The sequence below is a fragment of the Niallia sp. 03133 genome (genome assembly GCF_052663225.1).
In genome coordinates this window covers 1-230 of record NZ_JBQTCY010000051.1, presented here as the reverse complement: position 1 = coordinate 230, position 230 = coordinate 1, and the positions used below count along the sequence as shown (strand labels likewise).

General features: G+C 37.0%; 1 tRNA gene. It reads right to left on the bottom strand.

Going from position 1 to position 230, the window contains the following annotated elements:
• Window positions 1-147 precede the first annotated feature (147 nt).
• A tRNA-Ala gene (locus ACTYBU_RS22565) sits at window positions 148-223 on the bottom strand.
• Between the last annotated feature and the right edge of the window lie 7 nt (window positions 224-230).

Sequence of the window (230 nt, the reverse complement as noted above, 5' to 3'; positions counted from 1 at the left end):
GTTTTTTCATTTATAACGAAAGTTATAAATGTTTATTGTTGACGTTTTGTTTGTTCAGTTTTCAAAGAGCAATTTTTCGTTGCTATCAGAAGCAACTTTTATATATTAACAACATTAAAGAATATTGTCAACATATTTTTTATTTTTTGGTGGAGCCTAGCGGGATCGAACCGCTGACCTCCTGCGTGCAAGGCAGGCGCTCTCCCAGCTGAGCTAAGGCCCCGTTAAAA